The organism is Bordetella sp. BOR01 (assembly GCF_019218885.1).
Lineage (GTDB): Bacteria > Pseudomonadota > Gammaproteobacteria > Burkholderiales > Burkholderiaceae_B > Bordetella_A.
In genome coordinates this window covers 287,810-306,247 of sequence record NZ_JAHUWT010000001.1, presented here as the reverse complement: position 1 = coordinate 306,247, position 18,438 = coordinate 287,810, and the positions used below count along the sequence as shown (strand labels likewise).

At 65.9% G+C, this 18,438-nt stretch carries 17 protein-coding genes; 4 read left to right on the top strand and 13 right to left on the bottom strand.

Features of this window, described 5'->3' with window-relative positions; all coding sequences use genetic code 11:
• Window positions 1–6 precede the first annotated feature (6 nt).
• Window positions 7–1,116, top strand: a complete 1,110-nt coding sequence (locus KW845_RS01420) for an NAD(P)/FAD-dependent oxidoreductase (protein ID WP_218367401.1) — start codon at window positions 7–9, stop codon at window positions 1,114–1,116.
• A 22-nt stretch (window positions 1,117–1,138) separates the two neighbouring features.
• The gene (gene purU / locus KW845_RS01415) at window positions 1,139–1,993 is read left to right on the top strand and encodes a formyltetrahydrofolate deformylase (RefSeq protein WP_218367400.1); all 855 of its coding nucleotides are present in this window, start codon (window positions 1,139–1,141) and stop codon (window positions 1,991–1,993) included.
• Here purU and KW845_RS01410 read toward each other — a convergent pair.
• Genes KW845_RS01410 through KW845_RS01375 form a run of 8 tightly spaced genes read right to left on the bottom strand, consistent with a single transcriptional unit; the run spans window position 1,986 to window position 11,497 of the window.
• Window positions 1,986–3,629 carry a hydantoinase B/oxoprolinase family protein gene (locus KW845_RS01410; RefSeq protein ID WP_218367399.1) on the bottom strand — a complete coding sequence of 548 codons (1,644 nt, stop codon included), beginning with the start codon at window positions 3,627–3,629 and terminating at the stop codon, window positions 1,986–1,988. The two genes, purU and KW845_RS01410, sit on opposite strands and share 8 nt — an antisense overlap.
• Before the next feature lie 15 nt (window positions 3,630–3,644).
• Window positions 3,645–5,663, bottom strand: a complete 2,019-nt coding sequence (locus KW845_RS01405) for a hydantoinase/oxoprolinase family protein (RefSeq protein WP_218367398.1) — start codon at window positions 5,661–5,663, stop codon at window positions 3,645–3,647.
• Entirely contained in the window at window positions 5,663–6,985 is a 1,323-nt protein-coding gene (locus KW845_RS01400; RefSeq protein ID WP_218367397.1) for an aspartate aminotransferase family protein, read from the bottom strand. Before KW845_RS01400 ends, KW845_RS01405 begins: the two co-directional genes overlap by 1 nt.
• Before the next feature lie 18 nt (window positions 6,986–7,003).
• On the bottom strand, window positions 7,004–7,705 hold the full coding sequence (locus KW845_RS01395; protein WP_218367396.1) for an ABC transporter ATP-binding protein: 702 nt from the start codon (window positions 7,703–7,705) through the stop codon (window positions 7,004–7,006).
• Complete coding sequence (locus KW845_RS01390; protein ID WP_218368580.1) at window positions 7,692–8,471, bottom strand: ABC transporter ATP-binding protein; 780 nt, start codon at window positions 8,469–8,471, stop codon at window positions 7,692–7,694. The genes KW845_RS01395 and KW845_RS01390 overlap by 14 nt, the downstream gene beginning before the upstream one ends.
• Window positions 8,468–9,448 carry a branched-chain amino acid ABC transporter permease gene (locus KW845_RS01385; protein WP_218367395.1) on the bottom strand — a complete coding sequence of 327 codons (981 nt, stop codon included), beginning with the start codon at window positions 9,446–9,448 and terminating at the stop codon, window positions 8,468–8,470. Before KW845_RS01385 ends, KW845_RS01390 begins: the two co-directional genes overlap by 4 nt.
• A gap of 2 nt (window positions 9,449–9,450) precedes the next feature.
• Window positions 9,451–10,326 carry a branched-chain amino acid ABC transporter permease gene (locus KW845_RS01380; RefSeq protein WP_218367394.1) on the bottom strand — a complete coding sequence of 292 codons (876 nt, stop codon included), beginning with the start codon at window positions 10,324–10,326 and terminating at the stop codon, window positions 9,451–9,453.
• Between the two features lie 28 nt (window positions 10,327–10,354).
• The gene (locus tag KW845_RS01375; protein WP_218367393.1) at window positions 10,355–11,497 is read right to left on the bottom strand and encodes an ABC transporter substrate-binding protein; all 1,143 of its coding nucleotides are present in this window, start codon (window positions 11,495–11,497) and stop codon (window positions 10,355–10,357) included.
• Window positions 11,498–11,679: 182 nt separating this feature from the next.
• Between KW845_RS01375 and KW845_RS01370 the strand changes: the two genes are divergently transcribed.
• Together KW845_RS01370 and KW845_RS01365 are read left to right on the top strand one after the other, a co-directional pair.
• Window positions 11,680–12,471 carry an IclR family transcriptional regulator gene (locus tag KW845_RS01370; protein WP_218367392.1) on the top strand — a complete coding sequence of 264 codons (792 nt, stop codon included), beginning with the start codon at window positions 11,680–11,682 and terminating at the stop codon, window positions 12,469–12,471.
• Window positions 12,472–12,521: 50 nt separating this feature from the next.
• Window positions 12,522–13,130, top strand: coding sequence for a LysE family translocator (locus KW845_RS01365; RefSeq protein ID WP_218367391.1), 609 nt, complete (start codon window positions 12,522–12,524; stop codon window positions 13,128–13,130).
• A gap of 166 nt (window positions 13,131–13,296) precedes the next feature.
• On the opposite strand, the gene KW845_RS01360 is transcribed toward KW845_RS01365, so the two are convergent.
• From KW845_RS01360 to KW845_RS01340, 5 genes are read right to left on the bottom strand one after another with little or no spacing between them, the layout of a single operon-like run.
• Entirely contained in the window at window positions 13,297–14,106 is an 810-nt protein-coding gene (locus KW845_RS01360; protein ID WP_218367390.1) for a CoA ester lyase, read from the bottom strand.
• On the bottom strand, window positions 14,103–15,308 hold the full coding sequence (locus KW845_RS01355) for an MFS transporter (protein ID WP_218367389.1): 1,206 nt from the start codon (window positions 15,306–15,308) through the stop codon (window positions 14,103–14,105). The genes KW845_RS01360 and KW845_RS01355 overlap by 4 nt, the downstream gene beginning before the upstream one ends.
• Window positions 15,305–16,063 (bottom strand): GntR family transcriptional regulator, encoded by a 759-nt coding sequence (locus tag KW845_RS01350; protein WP_218367388.1) that lies wholly within the window; start codon window positions 16,061–16,063, stop codon window positions 15,305–15,307. The genes KW845_RS01355 and KW845_RS01350 overlap by 4 nt, the downstream gene beginning before the upstream one ends.
• Entirely contained in the window at window positions 16,060–17,250 is a 1,191-nt protein-coding gene (locus tag KW845_RS01345; RefSeq protein ID WP_218367387.1) for a CaiB/BaiF CoA-transferase family protein, read from the bottom strand. Before KW845_RS01345 ends, KW845_RS01350 begins: the two co-directional genes overlap by 4 nt.
• Window positions 17,247–18,401, bottom strand: a complete 1,155-nt coding sequence (locus KW845_RS01340) for an acyl-CoA dehydrogenase family protein (RefSeq protein WP_218367386.1) — start codon at window positions 18,399–18,401, stop codon at window positions 17,247–17,249. The genes KW845_RS01345 and KW845_RS01340 overlap by 4 nt, the downstream gene beginning before the upstream one ends.
• Between the last annotated feature and the right edge of the window lie 37 nt (window positions 18,402–18,438).

Below are 18,438 nucleotides of genomic sequence, written 5' to 3'. Positions count from 1 at the left end.
TTCCTCATGAGTACTGATATCGACTGCATCGTCGTCGGCGCCGGCGTGGTCGGCCTGGCCGTGGCGCGCGCGCTGGCATTGGCCGGCCGCGAGGTGCTGGTGGCCGAAGCCAGCGAAGCCATCGGCACCGGCACCAGTTCGCGCAATTCCGAAGTCATCCACGCCGGCATCTATTACCCGGCCGGCAGCCTGAAGGCCCGCTTGTGCGTGCGCGGCAAGCGCTTGCTGTATGACTACTGCGGCACGCGCGGCATTGCGCACCAGCGGCTGGGCAAGCTGATCGTCGCCACCACCGAAGCCGAGGCGCGCCAACTCGACGGCATCGCGGCGCGCGCCCGCGCCAACGGCGTGGACGACATGCGCAGGCTCGATGCCGGCGAGGCCGGCGCGCTCGAACCGGCGCTGCGCTGCACGGCGGCGCTGCTGTCGCCTTCTACCGGCATCGTCGACAGCCACGCCTTGATGCTGGCCTACCAGGGCGACGCCGAAAATGCCGGCGCGCAATGCGTGTTCCACACCCCCATGCTGAGCGCGCGGGTGCGCCCCGAAGGCGGCTTCGAAGTACAGTTCGGCGGCGACGAGGCCATGCACCTGTCGTGCAATGTGCTGGTCAATGCCTCGGGCATCCATGCGCCCACGCTGGCGCACCACATCCAGGGCGTGCCGCCGGACAGCATCCCGGCCGAATACCTGTGCAAGGGCAGCTATTTCACCCTGGCGGGCCGGGCACCGTTCGCGCACCTGGTCTACCCGGTGCCGCAGCACGCCGGCCTGGGCGTGCACCTGACACTGGACCTGGGTGGCCAGGCCAAGTTCGGCCCCGATACCGAATGGATCGCCACGGAAGACTACACGCTGGACCCGACGCGGGCCGACGTGTTCTATGATGCGGTACGCACGTACTGGCCCGGCCTGCCCGATGGCGCGCTGGCGCCGGGCTACACCGGCATCCGCCCGAAAATCTCGGGTCCGCACGAACCGGCGGCCGATTTCGTCATCGCCGGCGCGGCGGCGCACCGGGTGCCCGGCCTGGTGAACCTGTTCGGCATCGAGTCCCCCGGCCTGACCGCCAGCCTGGCCATTGCCGAAGAAACCCTGGCGCGCCTGGCGCCCTAGCTGCCCCGCCTTTTTGCACACCATGCCGCACAACGACTACATCCTGACCCTGTCCTGCCCCGACCGCACCGGTATCGTGTACCGCGTCAGCGGCCTGCTGTTCGAACTGGGCTGCAACATCCTGGATTCGCAGCAGTTCGGCGACGACGAGACCGGCCGTTTCTTTCTGCGCGTGCATTTCGACCTGCCCACGGCAGCGGCCGAAAGCGCCTTGCGCGAACAGTTCACCGCGCTGGCCAGCGGCTACGGCATGGATTGGCAGATACACGACGCCCATCGCAAGGCGCGCCTGCTGATCATGGTCAGCAAGCAGGGCCATTGCCTTAACGACCTGCTGTTCCGCGTTCGAAGCGGTCAACTGCAGGCCGAGATCGCGGCCATTGTGTCCAATCACAACGACTACGCCGGACTGGCAGCGTCTTACGATATCCCGTTCCATCACTTGCCGGTCAGTGCCGACACCAAGGCCCAGCAGGAACAGCAGGTGCTGGCGCTGGTGGACAGCCACCAGGTCGACCTGGTGGTACTGGCCCGCTACATGCAGATCCTGTCGCCGGAAATGTGCGTCGCCCTGACTGGCCGCGCGATCAATATCCACCACAGCTTCCTGCCCAGCTTCAAGGGCGCGCGCCCCTATCACCAGGCGCATGCGCGCGGCGTGAAGATCATCGGCGCCACGGCCCACTATGTGACGTCCGACCTGGACGAAGGCCCCATCATCGAGCAGGACATCGAGCGCGTCGATCACGCCATGACGGCGCAGGGCCTGACCCAAGTGGGCAGCGATGTCGAATCGCTGGTATTGGCGCGCGCGGTGCGCAGCCACGTCGAGCATCGCATCCTGATCAACCGCAACAAGACGGTGGTGTTCAGGTAACGGGGTAATAACCCTGGCGCCGATCGTATTCCAGGGCCTCGGGCGTACGTTTGGCGGGATCCCCATAGCCGCCGCCGCCGGGGGTATAGACTTCGATCACATCGCCGGCCTGCATCACGATACCCTGATCCTTCGATACATGCGGCGGCACATAGGTTTCGCCATTGCGGTAGAAGGTGACGCGCGTGCGTCCGCCTTCTTCGCCACCCGCTGCACCAGGAGGCCCGAATTTTCCATGGTCCATCACCATGGAAGCCTTTGCCGACCCAGCCCGCAGGCGGATTCGATAATGAATGCCCATGCCGCCCCGGAACTGGCCTTTTCCGCCTGATCCTTCGTGTATCGCATAGCGCTCGAACAGCACGGGGTACAACTGTTCCTGTACCTCTATGGGGGCTGCCTTGGAGATGCCGATGGTCGAACACCCGTTGGTCAAGCCGTCGCCCCCGGGATGGCCGCCGTAGCCGCCGCCCGAGATCACATACATCACATAAGACCGGTCCCGGGTCGGATCGTCGCCGCCTATGGCCAGATTGGCCGTGGTGCCCGCGGGCGCGGCGAACAAGCGTTGCGGGATCGCCTTTTGCAGCGCATCGAACACGGCTTCGGCAATGCGCTGGCTGACCTCTGCCGCGCAGCCGGACACTGGCCGGGGATAGCGGGCGTAAAGAAAAGTGCCTTCCGGGTCATCAATGCGCAGCGGCTCGAACATGCCGGCGTTGATGGGCAGTTCGGGAAAGACGTGCTTGATGGCCAGGTAAATCGACGAGCGCGTGGTGGCGATGACGCTGTTCATGGGGCCCGCGCACGGCGGGCTCGAGTCCGCCAGGTCGAAGTGCATCAGTTCGCCCGCCTTGCGGATTTTCACCGATACTTTCAGGGGGCGGTCCTCGACACCGTCCGAGTCCAGGTATGCCTCGCCATGGTAGTCGCCGTCCGGAATCGAAGCGATCACGGCGCGTGTCTGCAGCGATGCCTGGCGCTTGAGTTCTTCGATTGCCGCGTCGACGGTATCCTGCCCATATCGGTCCAGCAGCTGCGTCAGGCGCCGCTCACCGATGGCCAGGGCGGCAGCCTGGGCCTTGACGTCGCCGATGCGCTGCTCGGCGATACGGATGTTCGACATCAGGATGGACAGGATCTCGGGATCGAGTTCACCCTGCTTGTAGAGCTTCACAGGCGGCAGCCGCAATCCCTCTTGCTCGATCTCGGTAGCATGGGCCGAAAAACCGCCCGGCACCATGCCTCCCATATCGGGCCAGTGGCCGGTATTGGCCAGCCAGGCGTACAGCTTGCCGCGATAGAAGAACGGCTTGACGAAGCGCACGTCCATCAAGTGCGTGCCGCCCATATACGGGTCGTTGACCATGAAGATATCGCCAGGCGCGATGTTCTTGGCGCGGGCAATGACCGCCTGCGTGGAAAACTGCATGGTGCCAACGAAGATCGGCAAACCCAGCTCGCCTTGGGCAATCAATTCGCCCGAGTCTCGATGGTAGATGCCGTTGGACCGGTCCTGCGACTCGGAAATAATGGGAGAAAACGCGGCGCGGCAATGCGCCAGGTCCATTTCGTTGCACACCTGGTGCAGTCCGCTCTGTATGACGGTAAGCGTGACCGGATCGATGCTTGCCATGGGAATGTTGCAGCCCTAAAGAGAGATGATCAGATTGCCGTGGTCGTCGCCGCGCGCCCGCGTGCCGGGCTCGATGACGATGGTTGCGTCCAGCTGCTCGACAATGGCGGGCCCCGCCAGACCTTCGGGGGGAACGTTTTCTCGTGCATAAATCGGCGTATCGACCCAGCCCGAGCCGGCAAACCACACGCTTCGGTAGCGCGGAGCGAGGTGTCCCGAGCCGGTGCTGCGCAGGCTGTCCAGGGCCACCCCCTGGCGCTTGCCCACCAGGCTGGTATCCAGCGTGACCAGCACCGGCCGCAACTCGGACAGCTCGACCTGGAAGCGTTGCCAATAGGCCCGGGCAAAAGCTTCCTGCAGTTGCGCCACCGTTGCGTTGCCGGGGTCCAGCGGCACGGTCAGTAAATGGCTCTGGCCCTGGAACTGCATTTGCGCATGATGGAACACCTGCACCTCCGAGACCGCAATGCCGTCGCGCATGATGGCCTCATGGCCCTGGGAAACTTGCTCGCGCAGGCATGCCGCCAAGGCCGCGTCGCTCAGGTCTTTGAGCGGACGATTGAACGACTTGACGAAATCGTGGCGCACGTCGGCCACCAGGCAGCCCAGCGCGTTGGTCAGCCCCGGGCGCACCGGAATCAGCACCGTGGGTATGGCAAGCTCGCGAGCCAGGGCCACCGCGTGCAGCGGCCCCGCACCACCGAAGGCGAACAGGGCAAAGTCACGCGGATCGTAGCCGCGCGCCAGGCTGACCAGGCGCACGGCGCCGGCCATGTTGTTGTTGCCGATCTGCAGGATGGCAGCGGCGGCCTGCACGGCGTCCAGCCCCAGCGGCTTGCCTATGGTGGCCTCGATACGGGCGGCCACCTCATCCACGCTAACGGCGCGGTCTACGGCCAGCAAGCGCTGCGGGTCCAGCCGTCCCAGCACCAGGTTGGCATCGGTCAGCGTAGGCAGCTCGCCGCCGCGCCCATAGCAGATCGGCCCCGGGTGCGCGCCCGCGCTGTCCGGGCCCACACGCAACAAACCGCCGGCCTGTACGCGCGCGATCGAACCGCCGCCGGCTCCCACGGTATGAACGTCCACCATCGGCACATGCAGCGGCATGCCGTATTCCAGCTCGAGTTCACTCGAGACTTTGGGCACGCCGTTCTCGATCAGGGCAACGTCGGACGAGGTTCCGCCCATGTCGTAAGTGACCAGGTTGGGATAGCCGGACAAGCGCCCCGAATAGGCGGCGGCCATCACGCCGGACGCCGGACCGGACATGACGGTATTGATGGCCAAGCGCGAGATGGTGCGCGCCGACACGGTGCCGCCGTTGCCCTGCATGACCAGCAGGTCATTGCCAAAACCGGCTTGCGACAGGCTCTCTTGCAGGTGGTCGATATAGCGGTCCAGGATCGGCTGCACCGATGCGTTCACGGCAGCCGCGGTGCCGCGCTCGAACTCGCGGAACTCCGAAATAATGGCGTGCCCCGCGGTTATGTACTGGTTCGGCCAATGCTCACGCGCCAGTTCCAGGGCCCGCTGCTCGTGGGCCGGGTTGGCGTAGCTGTGCAGGAAGTGGATCACCAGCGCTTCCACGCCCAAGCCGGCCAGTTCGCGCACGACCGCCACGAAAGCCGCTTCATCCAGCGGCACCAGCGCGCGGCCCTGCGCGTCCATGCGTTCTGTCACTTCGCGGCGCAGTTCGCGCGGAATCAGCGGCACGAAGCTGCCGGTCAACCCGTATGCATGCGGACGGGTGCGGCGGCCCAGTTCCAGTATGTCGCGAAACCCCTCGGTGGTGATCAGCCCCACCTTTGCCAGCTTGCGTTCGAGCACCGCGTTAGTCGTGGTGGTCGTGCCATGCACGATGCTGCTCACGCGCGATAGCGGCACCTCGGTGCGCCGCAGCGCTTCCAGCACGCCATAGGCCTGGTTGTCCACGGTGCTGGGCACCTTTGAAATCTTGACGGTACCCGCCACGTCATCGACCAGGATCAGGTCGGTGAATGTGCCGCCTACATCGATACCAACGGTGACGGCCATTACAGCACCTCTGCACGGCGCAGCGCGGCCAACGCATCATGGGCGGCTTCGGCGATCATTGCAATGTCGGCGTCCCGCATGGGCGTGGACAATGCGATCAGGCCATAGCCGGCCATCAGGATGCCGCGGTTGAGCATTTCGCGATTGAAGCGGGCCATGGCCTGCCCCTGCCGGGGCGTGGGATACGCGTCGCGATAGCTGGCGATCGGATCCGCCTTCAAATGCAGCTTGATCAGCGAGCCCAGCCCTGTGGCCTGGCCCGCCACGGCGAAATCGGCGAAGGCCCGGTTCAGGTCCCGGCGCAGCCTGTCGCCGTGACGATCGAGCTGTGCATAGGCCTCGGCATCGAGCAACTGCATCGCTGCCAGCCCCGCCACCATCGACACCGGGTTGGCTGAAAAAGTACCGCCATGGGGCACCGCCGGCCGTCCGCCGGACGGGTCGAACACCGCCATGACATCGGCGCGCCCCCCGATCCCGCCCACGGGGAACCCGCCGCCCATGATCTTGCCCACCGTGGTCAGGTCCGGCTGCACCCCCAGGCGTGCCTGTGCGCCACCCGGCCCCAGCCGCAAGGTGATGACTTCGTCGACAATCAAGAGAATGCCCAGTTCGCGCGTTACGCGACGCAGCATTTCCAGATAGGCCGGACTGGCCGGAATCAGGCCAACGCGGTTGGGCAGCAGATCAACCAGTGCGCCGGCCAGGCTGGCGCCGTGCTCGCGCAGCAACGCCTCGGTGGCCGCGCAATCATTGAAGGGCAGCACCACCACATCGGCCAGCACCGCGGGCGGCGTTCCCTGGGCATACGGCACCGAGGCCGGCGCGGCCTCGCCCCAGTTTTCGGGCCCCGAATCCAGGCTGATCTCGGCGTAGTCGTACGAGCCATGGTAGGCTCCCTCGACCTTGGCGATCTTGGGCCGGCCTGTATAGGCACGCGCTGCTTTCAGCGCCATCATGACTGCTTCGGTGCCCGAATTGGTGAAGCGGATCTGCTCGATGCCGGGCACGCGCTCGGCCAGCAATTCGGCCAGCACGATCTCGCTTTCGGTGGGCATTCCGAACGAAGTGCCCAGGTCGATCTGGCGATGCGCCGCCGCGGCCAGTGCCGGATGCGCATGGCCGTGAATCAGCGCGGTGAAGTTGTTGATGCAATCGATCAGCACATTGCCGTCGACATCATGCACGCGGCACCCCTGGCCCCGCGCCGCATAGACAGGGTAAGGTGACAGATAAACCGTAGTGCGCGTGTTGCCGCCCGGCAGACTGCGCCTGGCGCGCGTATGCAGCGCCTGTGATCGGGAAGATGAATCGGGATACATGATTTCTCGTTGACAGGGTTAGCGGCCCAGGTAGGCATCCCGGACCCGCGGATGATGGCGCAGTGTTTCGGCGGTATCGGCCAGCACGATGCTGCCGTTCTCAATGACGTAGCCACGGTCGGCCATGCCCAGCGCCAGCACGGTATTCTGCTCGACCAGCAGCACCGTCATGCCGCCTTCGTTGATATGCGCGATGCGCGCATAGACCTCTTCGGCCAGGCGCGGCGCCAGTCCCAGCGAAGGCTCGTCCAACAGCAGCAGGCGCGGGCGTGCCATCAGCGCGCGGCCGATCGCCAGCATCTGCTGCTCGCCGCCCGACAGCGACCAGCCCAACTGGCCGGCCCGCTCTTTCAGGCGCGGGAACAGGTCGTACACGCGCTCGAAGTCCTCGCGCAATTGCGGACCGCCGCCACGCACCGTGGCGCCCACCTCGAGGTTCTCGCGCACGGTCAGGCCGGGAAAGATGCGCCGGCCTTCGGGCACGTGCGCAATGCCTGCCCGTACGCGCCGCTGGACCGGCATGGCGCCGAGCGCGCGGCCGTCGAAGCTGAGTTCGCCTGTCGTGGGCAGCAAGCCCGAAATGGCCCGCAGCAACGTGGTCTTGCCCGCGCCGTTCACGCCGATCAGCGCCACGGCTTCGCCCGCCTTGACCTCCAGGTCGATGCCGCGCAGCGCCACAATGTCGCCATAGGCGGCGCCCAGGTTTCTACACGTCAACATGCTGGTAGCCTCCTCCCAGGTAGGCCTCGAGCACGGCGGGATCCGACTGCACCTGCACCGGCGAGCCTTCGGCCAGCTTGGCCCCGAAGTTCAGTACCGCCACACGTTCGGCCAGGCGCATCACCATGCCCATGTTGTGTTCGATCAGCACCACCGACAGCCGATGTGTCTCGCGCAGCTGGCGCAGCAAGGCCATCAATTGCTCGACCTCGCCGGAATTCAGGCCGGCGGCCGGTTCGTCCAGCAGCAGCATGCGCGGCTGGGCCACCATGACACGGGCCATCTCGACCATGCGTCGATTGCCGTACGACAGCGAGCCTATGCTGCGGTCGGCCAGTTCATGCAGGTCGAAGTGGCGCAGCGTCTCGTAAGCCGCATCCCGGGCGGCGCGCTCGCGGGCGCGCGCGGCCGCCGGCCGCAGCAGCATGCCGGCCAGCGAGCGCGAATCGCGCATGGCCGCGCCCAGCATGACGTTCTCGAGTACGCTCAGGCGGCTGAACAGGCGGCCACTCTGGAAGATGCGCCCGATCCCGGCACGCACGATGTCGTGAGTGGCCTGCCCGGTCAGCTGGTGCCCGTTGAAACTTACCTGGCCCGCAGAGGGCGGCACCAGCCCGGTCATGACGTTCAGCAAGGTGCTCTTGCCGGCGCCGTTGGGCCCGATGATGGCATAGAACTGATTGGCGTCGATATCCAGGCTGACATCGGACAGCGCCTGCACGCCGCCATAACGCTTGCTGACGCCTTGTACGCGCATGAGTGTCATGATGGACGGCCTCCATGAGCAGCCGGGGCCACCACGCCAGGCCGGCCACGCCGGCGATAAGTGGCTGGGTCCACCAGGCTGATCAGTCCACGCGGCAGCACCACCAGGATGACCAGCACCAGCAGGCCGAACACCAGCAGGTAGGCGTTGCCCACGCCGCGTAGCAGTTCGGGCAACAAGGTCACGCCCACCGCACCCAGCATGGCGCCGACGATGCTGCCTTCGCCGCCGACGATCAGCATGGCCAGATAGATGATGGAATGCGAAAAATTGAAGTCTTCCGGCGAGACGAAACGAATGTGGAACGCGAACAGGCATCCCGCCACGGCGGCATAGGCCGCGCCCAGCGTGAACGCCGCCACCTTGATGCGCGTGACGGGCAGGCCTGTCATGGCAGTGGCCAGCTCATCGTCGCGCACCGCCATCAATGCCCGCCCCGCATGTGAATGGCGCACGCACGCGGCCAATGCCGCCAGCAGCGCCAACACCGCCAGCGAAAACCAGTAAAACCCCCGCTCGTCGTCCAGCGCGATCCCGGCCAGGCTCAGGGCCGGAATACCGGAAATTCCATTGGAGCCGCCGGTGACGTCCAGCCAGTTCGACACCACGATAGTGAAACTGACGTTCAGCCCCAAGGTCGCCAGCGCCAGATAGTGGCCCTTCAGCCGCAACAGAATGCACCCGGTGACATACGCGCACAGGCAGGTGGCCGCAATGGCCAGCAACGCCGCCAGCCAGGGGTTCCAGCCGTGCGTGGTTGTCAGGATGGCCACCAGGTAGGCTGCCACGCCCACGAACGCCGCATGCGCGAGCGAGATCAGCCCGGCATAGCCGAACACGAAGTTCAGGCCGATGACCGCGATGGCCGAAATCAGCGCGGTATTCATCAGGCGATTGCCGTAGCCCTGCATGACCAGCGGCAGCAGCGCGGCCAGCACCAGTACGGCCAGGCCATACAGCAGGTGGGATCTCTTCATGCTCAGCCCCGATCGGCGATGCGTTCGCCGAAGATGCCCTGCGGCCTGACCAGCAGGAACAGAATCATGATCCCGAAAGCCAGCAGGTCTTTGTAAGTGGAAGACAGGTAAGCCGCGCCCAGTATCTCGATCAGCCCGACCGTCAAGCCGCCGGCAATCGCGCCCGGCACGCTGCCGAAGCCGCCGATGATGGTGGCCGCGAACGCCTTCAGTGCCACGGCATCGCCCATGTTGACGTCGGCGAACCACATCGGGCCGACCAGCAGGCCGGCAAAGCCGGCGAAGACCGCGGCCAGCACCCAGGCGAAACCCAGCAGCAACCGCACGCGCAGCCCCATCAGCCTTGCGGTTTCCACGTCCTGTGCCACCGCCCGCATGGAACGGCCGATGGCGGTGCGGTGCAGCAGCGCGTACAGGCCGGCGATCAGCAGCAGCGTGATGCCTATGGTGGCCAGCGCATGCACGGTGATCACCCCCCCGGCGATGCTGACCGTCCCGTCGCCAAACGGTGAAGGCACGCGAAACGGCCAGGCGTCCCAGATCAGCAGTGCGCCGTTCTGCATGGCGATGCCGGCCGCCACGGTGCCGATGATCACGGACACCACGGGGCGGTTCTGCAGCGGCAAGTGCACCAATGCATAGAACAGCAGGCCGAACGCGGCCATCATGGCGATGGCCATCGGATAGGCGGCAGCAGCCGGCCATTGCGCCTGGATGATGGTGGTGACGCCAAAAAACGTACCCAGCATCACGAACTGGCCGGCGGCGAAGTTCACGACGCTGGTGGCCGAATACACAATCACGAAGCCCAGCGCGGCCAGCGCGTAGACGCTGCCCAGTGCCACCCCGTTGACGAGCAGCTGTATCAATTCCTGCATGGCAGTCCCCTGATCGCGACCGCCATGCTCATTTCACCGTAATGGCTTCGATGAACTGCATATCCTTGGTGCCATCGGCGAACTTCACCACGGCCACATCATGCACCCCATTGCCCTGTGCATCGAAGCCGTACGTGTGCGACACGCCCTGGTAGTCTTTCACGTCCTTCAGGTAGGCCTGCAGCTTCTGCGCCTCGGTTCCCACGGCATTGATCGCCTGGGCCATGAGCATGGCGCCGTCGTAATAGGCCGCGCCGTAGGGGTCGGCATCCATCGAGAACTGCTGCTTGTAGCGTTCGGAGTAGGCCTTGCCTTTCTCGGTGGCGGGCAGATAGGTGTCGATCACGCCCCACACATTTTCCAGGTCGCGCGGCGACAGCAGTTGCATGGCGGCCGGCACGAAAGCCGCGGAAGAGGCCACCACCGGCTGTTTCACGCCCAGCATCTTGACCTGGCGCAGCAGCATGGCGCCGTCCTGCGGGTAAACGAAGGCCAGGATCACATCGGCGCCCTTGTTCTTCAGGCTGAGAATCTGCGCCGACATGTCTTTGTCGTTCTGGCCATAGGCTTCCATGCCCACGGCGGCGATACCCTGCTCTTTCAGGAAGGCGGCCGCGGCATTGGCCCCGCCCTGGCCGAAATCGTTCTGGATGTAGATGATGCCGGGTTTTGCCAGCTTGAGCTGGTCCTTGACGAAACGCGCCATGGCCACAGCGGCGGTGCTGTCTTCAGGACGGATGCGGAACATCCATGGGTTGCCCAGCTCGGCCACCGCGCCGGCGCCACCGGCGTACATGGCGGGAATACCCGCCTTGGCCACTTCGGGTGCCACCGCGATGTTCTGGGTGCTGTAGCTGGTCAGGAAGGTGAAGGCCGGCTTGTTTTCCTGCACCAGCTTCACGTAGGCATTGACTGCCGTGCCATTGGACGCCTGGGCGTCCTCGAATATGAACTTCACCGGCTTGCCTTGCAGGCCGCCAGCCTTGTTGATGTCTTCCTCGGCCAGCTTGAGCGAGTTGTAGTACTGCTTGCCGGTCAAGGACAGCGGACCGGTCATGGGTACGGTGGCGCCCACCAGCACATCCTGGGCACAAGCTGCTCCGGCCAGGCCAGCCAGCATCACGGCCGCCAGGCGGCGGCCAGCGTAAAGGCGGAAAGTATGAACTGACATATTGCGGCGCTCCTGTGGCGAATCACGGCGAAGACGGGGCAACATCCCCCTGGGGTTGTTCCGATTTTCGGAACATAGTACTGATTTTCGGTATGATAGCGATGGACTCGCGCGGCGAGCAAGACCGGGTTTTCCCGGGAAACCGAATCCGCAGCCCTACAATGCGCCAGCAAGGATCCACCATGAACCACGCCCCCAAACTTCCCCCTCTCGAGCGCTACATACGCATCCTCGAGCTGTTGGCTTCCTTTCCTGACGGACTGGGGCTGACCGACGTCGCCCGCATGCTGGCGCTGCCCAAGACCAGCACCCACCGGCTGCTGGGCACCATGCAGGATTCGCAACTTGTCGACCTGGCCTCCAGCGGCACCTATATGCTGGGCGATCGCGTGCGTCGCCTGGCCTACACGGGCGCCGACACCGAATGGGTCGCCGCCGTCGTCAAGCCGCACCTGGCCGATCTGGCGGCGGAAACGGAAGAGACCTGCTATCTGGCCAAGCTGCACGCCGGGCATCGCGTGTCATCCGTCCTGATGGAAGCGCCGGACACGCCTTGGCGCGGATTCGTGCTGCCTGGCAAGGGCATGGCGCCGCATGCCGCCGCGTCGGCCAAGGCCATTCTTGCGTTCCAGTCCGACACGCTGATCCAGGCGGCGCTGGCCGAGCCGCTACCCTTGCTGACCGCGAATACGTGCACCGATCCCGCACAGATCCTCCGCGAATACGAAGAGGTGCGGCAACGCGGCTATGCCACCTGCATAGGTGAAATCGACGAAGGCCTGGCCGCACTGGGCGTGCCGGTGCGCGTGCCTCATCTGGGCGTGATCTACAGCCTGGGCGTGACGGGACCGATGCAGCGGCTCAAGACCAAGAACCTGGAGACGATTGCGCATATCATGCAGCGTTACGCCGAGCGCGTATCCGATGCCCTGGCAGCCGGCTACGTACGCCAGCCGCACGTCCGCGCGGCTTGAATCCGGCATCGAACGCACTGAATCACCTGGAAGCACTACGGCAAAACAGCATGACCCCGCACACCTGGCTGCTCTACCTTGTTGCCATCACCGGGCTGTCTCTTACGCCCGGCCCCAACACCCTGCTGGCCCTGACGCACGGCGCGCTGCATGGCCACCGCAAGGCGGTATGCACGATCGCCGGCGGCACCCTGGGCTTCACCCTGGTGATCGGCCTGTCGATGCTGGGCATCAGCGCGCTGCTGAAAGCCTGGTCGCCGGCGCTGATCCTGCTGAAATGGGTGGGCGGCGCCTATTTGGTCTATCTGGGCATCCAGCTCTGGCGCGCGCCGGCCGTGCAGCTGCAGGCCAGTCCGGCCGCGCCGGCCGCGCGCCCCGCGCGGCTGTTCGGGCAAGGCCTGCTATCGGCCGTTTCCAACCCCAAGGCCCTGCTGTTCTTTGGCGCCTTCCTGCCGCAATTCATCGACCCGGCACGCAGCCTGGGCATCCAGTTCGCCATCATGGCGGCCACCTTCGTATCCATGGAATTCATCGTCGAGTACGGCCTGGCGCGCGCCGCGCACCGGGTGCGGCCGTTCCTGGAACGCAGCGGCCGGCGCTTCAACAAGGCCTGCGGCGGCCTGTTCGCGGCCATGGGGCTGACGCTGCCCGGCACCTGAACAGGAATTGCGGCGCAAGCGCAGAAGCACGGGCTGCGAGGCAGCCTCCTCGGACGCGCGAGACGCGCCTCTCTCGACCAGCCCGAACAGCTTGGCGATGCTGCTTACCAATTGCCGCACGACACCACCGGCCAGTTGGTAGCCCCCCTATTCCATACTGGCATTTCTAAGCAGCCCCACCGCCCTGCGCCAACCAGGCCAACGCCAAATCATGCAGCGGCTTATCCACCAGCTTCCCATCCACGGTGATCGCCCCGCGCCCGCCTTCGGCCACCGCTTGCACCACGCGCCGCGCCCAATCCAGTTCGTCTTCGGAAGGCAAGAACCCTTGATTCACCGGCTGTACCTGCCGCGGATGGATGCACAGCTGCCCGCCGAAGCCCAGCCGGCGTGCCGCGGCGGCCATGTCCCGCAGCGTGGCGGGGTCGTCCCAGGACAAGGCGGTGCCATCGATGGGCGCGGCCAGCCCGCCCAGGCGCGAGGCCAGCACCAGGCCGACGCGCGTGGGCAGCCAGCCGCGTTCGTCCTGGATGCCGGTATCGCGCGCGAAATCGACGCTGCCGAATACCAGGCGGCTGACGCCGGGCGCACGCGCCAGTTCGCGCGCGTTCTCGGCGCCCAGCGCGGTCTCGATCAGCGGGAACAGCACCGCGGTGCCGCCCAACTGTTCGCGTACCTGGGCCAGGACAGCCGGGTCTTCGGACTTGGGCACCATGACGGCGCGGCAGCCGGCCTGGCGGGCCGCGCGCAGGTCGTCGTCGAACCAGGGAGTGCCGGCGCTGTTGATGCGCACGATGGCCGCGCGGCCCGACGCTGCCAGCCAGCCGGCCACCGCCTGGCGCGCCGCCGGCTTGGCATCGGGCAGGACGGCGTCTTCCAGGTCCAGGATGATGGCATCGGCGCCGGCATCGGCCGCCTTGTCGAAACGCTCGGGACGGTCGCCGGGCACGAATAACAGGCTGCGCAGACGATTCATTTGGTGAGCTCCTGGGGTTTGAAGCGATGCCGCTGGGCGGCCAGCAACACGCCGAACAGCAACGCCGGGATCACGATCAAGACAAAGGCAATGCGATAACTGTCGAGCAGCGAGGCGATGGCACCGAAGGCCGGCGGGCCCAGCACCACGCCCAGGAATGTGCATGTCAGGGCGCCGCCGGTGGCCAGGCCGGCCTTGCCTGCCGGCGCCTGGCGCGCCACTTCGGCCAGGTACACGCCATTCCAGCCCACCCCGGCCGCGCCCAGCACGATCAGGGCCAGGGCCACCGCGGGCAACGGCGCACCCGCGGGCAACAGTGCCAGGGTGACCGACCCCACGGTCATCAAGAGTGCCAGCACGGCCAGCGTGGCCATCGCGCCCAGGTAGCGGTCGGCGCACCAGCCCCACAGCAGGCGCCCCGCCACGCCCGCCACCTGGCCCAGCGACAGCATTATCCCGGCCGCCACCAGCGTATAGGCCAGGCTGTCGTGCAGGAAGGTCACCACATAAGCGCTGAATGACCACTGCACTGCCGAAAAGCACAACGAGGCGCCGGCCAGCAGCGCCAGCGACCGCCGCGAGAAAATCAAGGCCAGCGGCGTGCGCAGGTCGCCCAGGCTGACCCGCCGGCCCGGCTTGCGATCGGTATCGAGTGCGGCACGCACTCCCTGCGCCAGCAGCGCGCAGGCCACGCAGGCCAGCGCCGTGACCAGCAGTGTGCCGCGCCAGCCGATGGCGATTTCCATCTTGGGCGCCAGCAACCCGGCCAGCACGCCGCCCAGCGGCACGCCGGTCTGCTTGACCGAGAACACGAAAGACATGCGGTGAGCGGGTGTGGTCTGGATCAGCAAGTGCGAACTGGCCGGCGTAATCGGCCCATAGCCCAGCCCCAGCAGCACGGCGCCCGCGGCCAACAACACCACGTGGCCCGACAGGCTGCACAGCAAGCCCAGCGCGCACAGCACCAGCCCGGCCTGGCTGGCACGGATGGCTCCCAGGCGCGCCACCCAGCCGCCAGCCATCAGGCTGCCCAGCATGGCCCCCACGTACATCAGCGATACGTACACGCCAACCAGCTCGGCCCCCACCCCGGCCGACACGCTGAGCACCGGCGCCAGCACCGGCACGACCAGCGCCGCGGCCGAGACCAGCGCTTGCACTGCCAAGGTAATGGCGAGCGTCCCTGCCCCGGAAACTCTCACGCCGGCACCTGCCAGTCGCGGCGAAACGACTCGCGATAGCTGAAGCGATCGGCGGGATGCACGCTGATCGCCAGCTCGACCAGCGCGTCGCGCGCGTCCAGGTAGCGGCGTTCCAGCCGCAGGCCCGCGGAACCCGGCTTGGCCTCGAGGCGGCGGGCCGTGGCCTTGTTCAGCACCACGGCGCGGATATCCTGGTGCACGGTCTTGATCTGCAAGTCGAACTGTTCTTCCAGGACTGCGTACAGGGCGCGCGTCATGCGGCCCTGTACGCCGGATACCGAGCGAAAAGCCGGCGCGACATAGGCATCGGTCATGCAGATGGGCGTATCGTGCGCCTCGGTGTAGCGCAGCCCCCATACATGCAGCCAGGTCTCGCCGGGCGAAGCATCCAGGGTGTCGGCCAGTTCGCCTTTCACTTTCAGCAGCGCCTGGCCCTCGATTTCCAGCGAGGTTTCGTAGGCATACTGGCGCAGATCGGTAATGCCCGACATGGTCTGCGTGTACTGGGTGACGGGCGCCTCGGCCAGCACCCGGCTGCCCACGCCGGGCTGGCGGGTCACCATGCCCATCTGCACCAATTGCTTGACGGCTTCACGAACCGTAAAGCGCGATACGCCGAACTGGTCGCACAGCTCGAACTCGGTGGGCAGCAGGCCGCCCACCGGGTAACGGCCGGAACGTATCTCTTGAACCAGCGTGGTGGCCAACTGCAAATAGCGCGGACGGCCACCGGGCGCTTCGATCTTCACGGTCATAGAACAGCATTCTTCCTCAAGCTGGCAATCTGGTCCGGGGTGTAGCCCGCCTGTGCCAGCAACTCGTCGGTATCGGCGCCCATGGCTGGCGCCGCCCGCGCCAGCGGTACTTCACCCGGGCAGCGAATCGGCGAGGCCACGTTCTTGATGGGCCGGCCGCCGGCATCGTGGGCATCGACCAGGCAATGGCGCGCCTGCACGAAGGGGTTGTCCAGCGCTTGCGCTACATCATAAACCGGCGCGGCCGGCACCCGTCCGGCAAAGCGCGCCATCCAGTTTTCCGTCGTGTCGGTCATGAACACCGCCTCGAGTTCCTGGTTGAAGCGATCGCGATGGCGCAGGCGGTCTTTGAACGTGCGGTAGTCGGGGTCGTCGGCCCATTCCGGGTGGCCCATGGCTTGCGCCAGCAGCGGCCAGAACTTCTCTTTGTTGCACATGACGAAGATCCAGCCGTCGGCGGTGGGGTACAGTTGGCTGGGCACCAGCGACGGATGCCCCGAGCGGGGTGCGCGGCCGGTCTTGTGTCCGCCGTTCAGGTACCAGGTGGCCAGGTAGCCCAGGTTGTGCAGGGCCACGTCGAACAGGCTGACATCGACATCGCGCCCCACCCCGCTCTGGCGCGCGCCCAGCACCGCCGATACCAGGCCCAGCGCGGCCGTGGTACCCGTCATCAAGTCGACGATCGACAGGCCGAAGCGCGAAGGCGGCCCGTCGGGCTCGCCGGTCAGCGACAAGTAGCCGGCTTCGGCCTGCATCAGGTAATCGTAGCCTGGCCAGCCGGCGCGTTCGCCGTCGCGGCCATAAGCCGACAGGTGCACGCACACCAGGTCGCGCCGCACCTCGCGCAGGTTTTCATATGTCAGGCCCAGGCGGGCCGGCAAATCGCCGCGCAGGTTGTTGAACACCGCGTCGGCATGCCGGCACAGGCTGTGCAGCACTTGCTGCCCCTCGGGCTGCTTCAGATTCAGCGTGACGCTTTTCTTGTTGCGGTTGAAGGCCTGGTAGAAATGGCTGTCGCCCGGCCCGAAATAATGCGGCCCCACGGCGCGCCCCACGTCGCCGCCGTCGTGGGGGTTTTCTATCTTGATCACTTCGGCGCCCAGGTCGGCCAGGTGCTGCGTGCCGAAAGGCCCCGCCCCATACTGTTCTACCGAGACGATGCGCAATCCTGTCAGCGGCAGGCTCATATGCGATTCCTTTCCACCAGTTGCTTGGCAATGATGATGCGCTGCATTTCGTTGGTGCCTTCGCCTATCACCAGCAGCGGCGCATCGCGATAGAAGCGTTCCACCAGGTATTCCTTCGAGTATCCGTAGCCGCCGTGGATGCGCATGGCTTCCAGGCTGTTTTCCACCGCTGTTTCGGTGGCGAACAGCTTGGCCATGCCGGCTTCCATGTCGCAGCGTTCGCCGCGGTCGTAGGCTTCGGCTGCGCGCAGCGTCAACAGGCGCGAGGCCTCGGTGCGGGTCGCCATTTCGCCCAGCTTGGTCTGGATGGCCTGGTGCTCGCAAATGGGCTTGCCGAAAGTCTTGCGCTGCTGCGCGTACTTCACCGATTCGCGCAGCGCGGCCTGGGCCACGCCCACGCCGCGCGCCGCCACATTGATGCGGCCCAGTTCCAATCCATTCAACACCATCTGCAGCCCGCGCCCTTCGACACCGCCGATCAGGCGGTCGGCCGGGATGCGGTAGTTCTCGAATACCAGCTCGGTCGAATCAATGCCCTTGTAGCCCAGCTTTTCCAACTGGCGGCTGACGGTAAAGCCCGGCCCCTTCTCGGCGATGAACAGGCTCATGCCCTTGTGGCGCGGCTCGGCTTGCAGATCGGTCTTGACCAGCAAGGCAAAACAATTGCCGTGGTAGCCGTTGGTGATCCACATCTTGCTGCCATTGATCACATAGGCATCGCCCTCGCGACGCGCCACGGTGCGGATCGCCTGCAGGTCGGTGCCGCAGTCGGGCTCGGTCAGGCCGATGCCGCCGCGCAGCTCGCCGGTGGCGAAGCGCGGCAGGAACGCGCGCTTCTGTTCTTCGGTGCCGTTGCGCTGCACGGCGGCGGCCATGATCAGGTGCGAATTCAGGATGCCCGACAACGACATCCATTCTTCCGAGATCAGCTCGATGATCCTGGCGTAGGTCACGGTGGACAGGCCCAGGCCGCCATATTCCGGCGCGATCATGCAGCCGAACAGCCCCATCTCTTTCATTTTCTCGACGATTTCCGCGGGATAGATGTCGTCGTGCTCGAACTGCCAAACGTGCGGGCGCACCTCCTGTTCCAGGAAGCGGCCCACCATATCCAGGATCAAGCGTTCCTGGCCCTCGTCATGTACGGTCATGCATGTTCTCCTTGGAATGCTGTTGCCACGCCGCGAT